A 4306-nucleotide genomic window follows, 5' to 3' on the forward strand; every position below is an offset into this window, starting at 1 on the left:
GGTCGCGGGTCGTCGATGGGGGCGCCTCGTCGACCTTTCGCGAGTTTGATTTCTGGGAAACTTCCTCGCGTAGTTTTTGGACGCGTTTGAGGTCGGCCATACCACGCTTGTTGGGTGGGTGGACTATGAAAGGTTCTAGCGAGCATCCAGATGGAGCTACTTTCCCGACTCGACGTCGAGCAGCGACCGTCTCGGTTCTCGCGGCGGGGACTTCGGACCGTTACTGGTCGGCGGGCGGCGCCGCGGCCTCGGCGTCGTCCGCTTCGCGGGCGTACTCCTCGCGGAACTCGCCGATGAGCTGGCCCATCTTCGCGTACCAGTCGTTGAGCATGCGCTGCATCTCGTCGGCGACCTCGTCGGGGTCGGCGGGCTCGTAGACGTGGTAGTAGCCGCCGTGGTCGTAGTTCACCTGCCGCTTCTCGACGAGCCCGACGTCCATCAGCCGCTGGACCGACCGGTAGGCCGTCGAGCGCTCGCGGTCGATGCGCTCGCTGAGCTCGTCGACGGTCAGCGGCTCGGCGGTCCCGGCGAGCGCCTCGAAGGCGCGCCGGTCGAGGTCGCGGAGCCCGTGGAAGCACTCGAGGAGGGCCTCGCAGTCCGTGTCCCGCTGGAGGTAGTCGCGCATCGAATCGGGCATCTCGGCGGAGCGTACGCCGCTGAGCCGTAAAAAGGATTTGTAGCGGCGCCACAAGACCGACCGGTCGCACGCGGCGCGAGCCGCCGGTACGTTGAAGCCGTCGCTGGGCGAACCGCCCGTAGCCCCATGCTCCGGGACGCCCTCCACGACCTCCGGACGCTGCTGTTCGACCCGGGGTCGTTCTTCGAGACGCACCCGCCAGAGCGGTCGCTCGCCGGCGCCGCGGTCGTCGTCGTCGCGGTCGCCGCCGTCACGTCGGTCGTGTTCGCCGCCATCGGCGAGTACATGGCCGCGCAAATCGACGCCACCGTCACGGTCACGCGGCTGGAGCCGTGGCCCGAGTCGACGTGCCGGTCCTTCGAGGAGATGAACACCTCGCCGCCCGAGCCCTGCACCATCGACGAGCCGCGGACCGAGCAGGTCTCGGTCGGCGCGCGGCTCCGCGACGCGATATACGGCCGCCTCCCCACGGTCTTCTTCGGCACCCTGCTCGGCTGGCTGCTGGTCGCGGTCGCGCTCCACGCGGTCGGCGCGTTCACGGGGAGCCGCGGCTCGTTCGGCGCGACGCTGGCGGTCACCGGCTGGGCGACGCCCGCCCAGCTCGTCCAGACCGTCCTCGGCGCGGCCGGCCTCGTCTTCCTGCTGTCGGGGGTCGACTTCGCCAGCGACCCCGAGCTGCTGGCCGACCAGTTCCGCCGGCTCACGAACACGACCGGCACCGCGCTCGGCGTCGCCGGCGCGCTCGTCGGCACGGCGTGGCAGGCGTACATCTGGGCGCACGGCCTCCACGAGGGCCACGACGCGACGTTCGGCAGCGCGGCGGCCGCGTCCGGCGTCGTCGCGGTCCTGCTGTTCGTGCTCTCGCTGGCCTGACGCGGCCACTTTCAGTTTCACCCCGCGGCAGGATGCGACTCTTGTGTCCGCCGCGCGTCAGACGGACCCGCTCTATGGACGACCACCCGTCCGACGCCGGCTGGCGCGTCAAGTGCCCGCGCGGTCACACCCGGCTGCGCCACCAGCGCGACGGCCGCTACTACTGCCGGAGCTGCGAGTGCCACTACGACCGCCGCGACCTCCGGGAGTGAGTCCGTCTGACGCCCGTCGGCTCCGCGCGGGCGGCGTTTCGACTGGAAAACCAACTGACACCTCCGTTCCGTTCCACTCGCGACACCACCTTGCAGTGCGAGGAATCGACAGACTGCACCCTCCCGACACCCCTTCGTTTCGACTGGAACGGGGTGTGTTACCGTCTCCCTACTCGTCCTCGGCGAGGTCTAGCGCGTCGAGCTCGCGCTCGGGGTTGTACTCCGCGAGGTCGCCGTGCTCGACGCCTGCTCGCCCCGTCAGCTCCCCGAGCACCGCCTCGCGGGCGTCCTCCGGCGTGTCGTACTCCTCGGGCGCCAGCCGGTCGAAGACGTCGCCCAGCGCCTCCGTCTCGTTGACGACCTCGTCGCGTTCGGTCGCGTACTCCGCGCGCAGCGAACTCGCGTCCGTCGGGTAGCTCGACCCCTGTACCGCCGCCTCCAGCGCTTCGAGCGTCTCCTCGACGTGCTCGGCCTTCGGGCGCTCGTGCTCGCTCGGGAACTCCTCGGTCGACTCCTCGGGCACGTAGTCGTCGTCGCTCATACCTAGGTGGTCCGACGCGCCCGCCAAATGCGTGCTGGCCGCCTACTTCTCGACGTCCAGCAGCGCCACGCGCTCCCGGACGACGCCCGCGAGGTCGCCCGCCGCCGCGGCGAGCTCCGCGTCGCTCACGTCGAAGAACTCTCGAATCGTCTCGCTGTCCCCGTAGACGCCGTCGCCGCCCGGCTCGTCCTCCTCGAGCACGCGGCCGTCGCCGAGGAACGCCGCGACGTCGGCCGCCGCCTCGGCCTCGTCGCCGCCCGCCACGACGACCACGACCGGCTGCTCGCCCGCCGCGACGCCCATCCCGAGCGCCTCCCGAATCTGGCGGCGGCCCGCAGCGTACAGCAGAATTTCGACCGCGCGGTCGCTGGCGACGTTCTCCCCGCGGTCGAACGCGCGGTCGGCGTGCTCGACGGCCGCCGCGAGGTGCGCGCGGCCCGCGACGTACGCCGCGTCGAACGCCTGCACCGCCGTCTCCGGGCCGCCGCCCGGGAGGTCGGCGACGAACGACTCCACGTCGTCGACGGCCGCGGTGCCCGCGACCAGCCTCACGAGAAGTCCCCCAGGTTCGCCTGCCCGCTCCGGTCGGCCTCCTCGGCGGCCGCTACCGCGTCGGCGTCCGCGCTCACCGCGTCCATCTCCGGGTCCGGGTGGCCGACGTTCTCGAGGATTCGCTCGGCGGTCTTCTCGCGGCCCCGCACCGCGCCCAGCACGAGGCTCTTCTCGGCGTTCCGGAGGTCCGCGCGGGACTCGATGCCCGCGTTGTAGAGGCGCCGCGCGCGCTTCCGGCCGACGTCCCGGACGCCAGCGAGGTCCAGCAGCTCCTCCCGCACGCCGTACTCGACGCGCTTGCGCGCCTCCCGGACCGCGGCCGCGCACTCCACGTCGTCGAGGTCGCCAGCGAGCCGCTCGGCCGCGTGCAGCAGCCACTCCGCGGTCTCGACCTTCCCGCGGATGTCACCGGGGCCGACCCCGTAGCGCTCCGCGATGCGGTCCTCGTCCAGCTCCGAGGCCCAGTCCTCGAGGAGCTTCGCGGTCTTCAGCGCGGACAGCCAGTCCTCGAAGTCGGCTTCCTCCTCGCGGGGCGCCGACCCGAGCAGTTCCGCCTCGCGCTCGTACGCCAACTCGGTGTACTGCTCGCGGTCGCCCGACCGGAGGTAGAGCTCGTACATGTCCGGCGTCCGGCTCACGAGGTGGAACAGGCCGAACGGCGTCGGACTCGCACTCTCGCCCGAATCGCTGTCCGCCGGCTCGGCCGCGTCGTCGCCGCGCATCTCGCCGGCCGTCTGGAAGCCCGCGTCCTCCGGGTCCCCGCTCGCTCGCTGGCGGCCGCCGCTCGCCGTCCCGCCGCGCTCGGCCGCCCGCAGTCCGTCGACGAGCGTCGCCGCGCTCATCGGGTCGACGTAGAGCTGGCTGACGAGGTGGCCGGTGCTGGTCGCGCGCAGCGTGCCGTCCTCGCGCTCCACGAACCCGTTCCGGTCGAGGTACTCGAGGACGTCCCGCGTGACGCGCTTCAGGCGGCCGGGGTCGTCGGTCTGCGTGGCGTACAGCGTCTCCCCGAGGAACTCGTGGAGCGCGTCCTCCGTCGTCGTGAACCCGGTCGCGACGGCCGCGAGCACGTGCGTCCGGAGCGCGGGCTCGGCCGCGAGCTTCGAGCGCACGGGCTCGGGCTCCGCGTAGATGTAGCGGTCGAACAGCTCCTCCAGCTCGTCGTGGCTGTTCGCGAGCAGGACGGCCTCCCCGTAGGGGTCCCGGCCGGGGCGGCCCGCGCGCCCGAACATCTGGTGGACCTCCAGCACCGAGAGCGGCTGCATCCCGCCCGCGGTGCCGTCGTAGCGCTGCCAGTCCCGCACGACGACCCGGCGGCTCGGGGTGTTCACGCCCGCCGCGAGCGTCGGCGTCGCCGCCACGACCTTGATGGCGCGCTCGCGGAACGCGTCCTCGACGAGTTCGCGGTGCTCGCGCGCGAGGCCGGCGTGGTGGAACGCCGACGCCGTCCAGCACGGACTTCCGGAGCGTCGCGTTGTCAAGCTCCTCGGTCTC

General features: G+C 72.2%; 6 protein-coding genes. 2 read left to right on the top strand and 4 right to left on the bottom strand.

Annotation, left to right across the window (positions count from 1 at the left end; translation table 11 throughout):
- Nucleotides 1-220: 220 nt before the first annotated feature.
- Nucleotides 221-637: a helix-turn-helix domain-containing protein gene (locus GJ634_RS14355; RefSeq protein ID WP_157503538.1), complete on the bottom strand. Its 417-nt coding sequence runs from the start codon at nt 635-637 to the stop codon at nt 221-223.
- Nucleotides 638-763: 126 nt separating this feature from the next.
- Here GJ634_RS14355 and GJ634_RS14360 point away from each other — a divergent pair, with 126 nt between their 5' ends.
- Both GJ634_RS14360 and GJ634_RS14365 read left to right on the top strand, forming a co-directional pair.
- Nucleotides 764-1510 carry a Yip1 family protein gene (locus GJ634_RS14360; RefSeq protein WP_157503539.1) on the top strand — a complete coding sequence of 249 codons (747 nt, stop codon included), beginning with the start codon at nt 764-766 and terminating at the stop codon, nt 1508-1510.
- Nucleotides 1511-1584: 74 nt separating this feature from the next.
- Nucleotides 1585-1722 (top strand): hypothetical protein, encoded by a 138-nt coding sequence (locus GJ634_RS14365; protein ID WP_157503540.1) that lies wholly within the window; start codon nt 1585-1587, stop codon nt 1720-1722.
- A gap of 169 nt (nt 1723-1891) precedes the next feature.
- On the opposite strand, the gene GJ634_RS14370 is transcribed toward GJ634_RS14365, so the two are convergent.
- The 3 genes from GJ634_RS14370 to GJ634_RS14380 form a co-directional block, all read right to left on the bottom strand.
- Nucleotides 1892-2263, bottom strand: a complete 372-nt coding sequence (locus GJ634_RS14370) for a hypothetical protein (RefSeq protein WP_157503541.1) — start codon at nt 2261-2263, stop codon at nt 1892-1894.
- Between the two features lie 42 nt (nt 2264-2305).
- Nucleotides 2306-2815 (bottom strand): KEOPS complex subunit Cgi121, encoded by a 510-nt coding sequence (gene cgi121, locus GJ634_RS14375; protein WP_331714198.1) that lies wholly within the window; start codon nt 2813-2815, stop codon nt 2306-2308.
- The coding region (locus GJ634_RS14380) for a helicase-related protein (protein ID WP_231737057.1) at nt 2812-4306 on the bottom strand (1495 nt) is incomplete at its 5' end. The genes GJ634_RS14380 and cgi121, both read right to left, overlap by 4 nt.

Source organism: Halobacterium sp. CBA1126, assembly GCF_009741975.1.
In the GTDB taxonomy this organism is placed as follows: domain Archaea; phylum Halobacteriota; class Halobacteria; order Halobacteriales; family Halobacteriaceae; genus Halobacterium.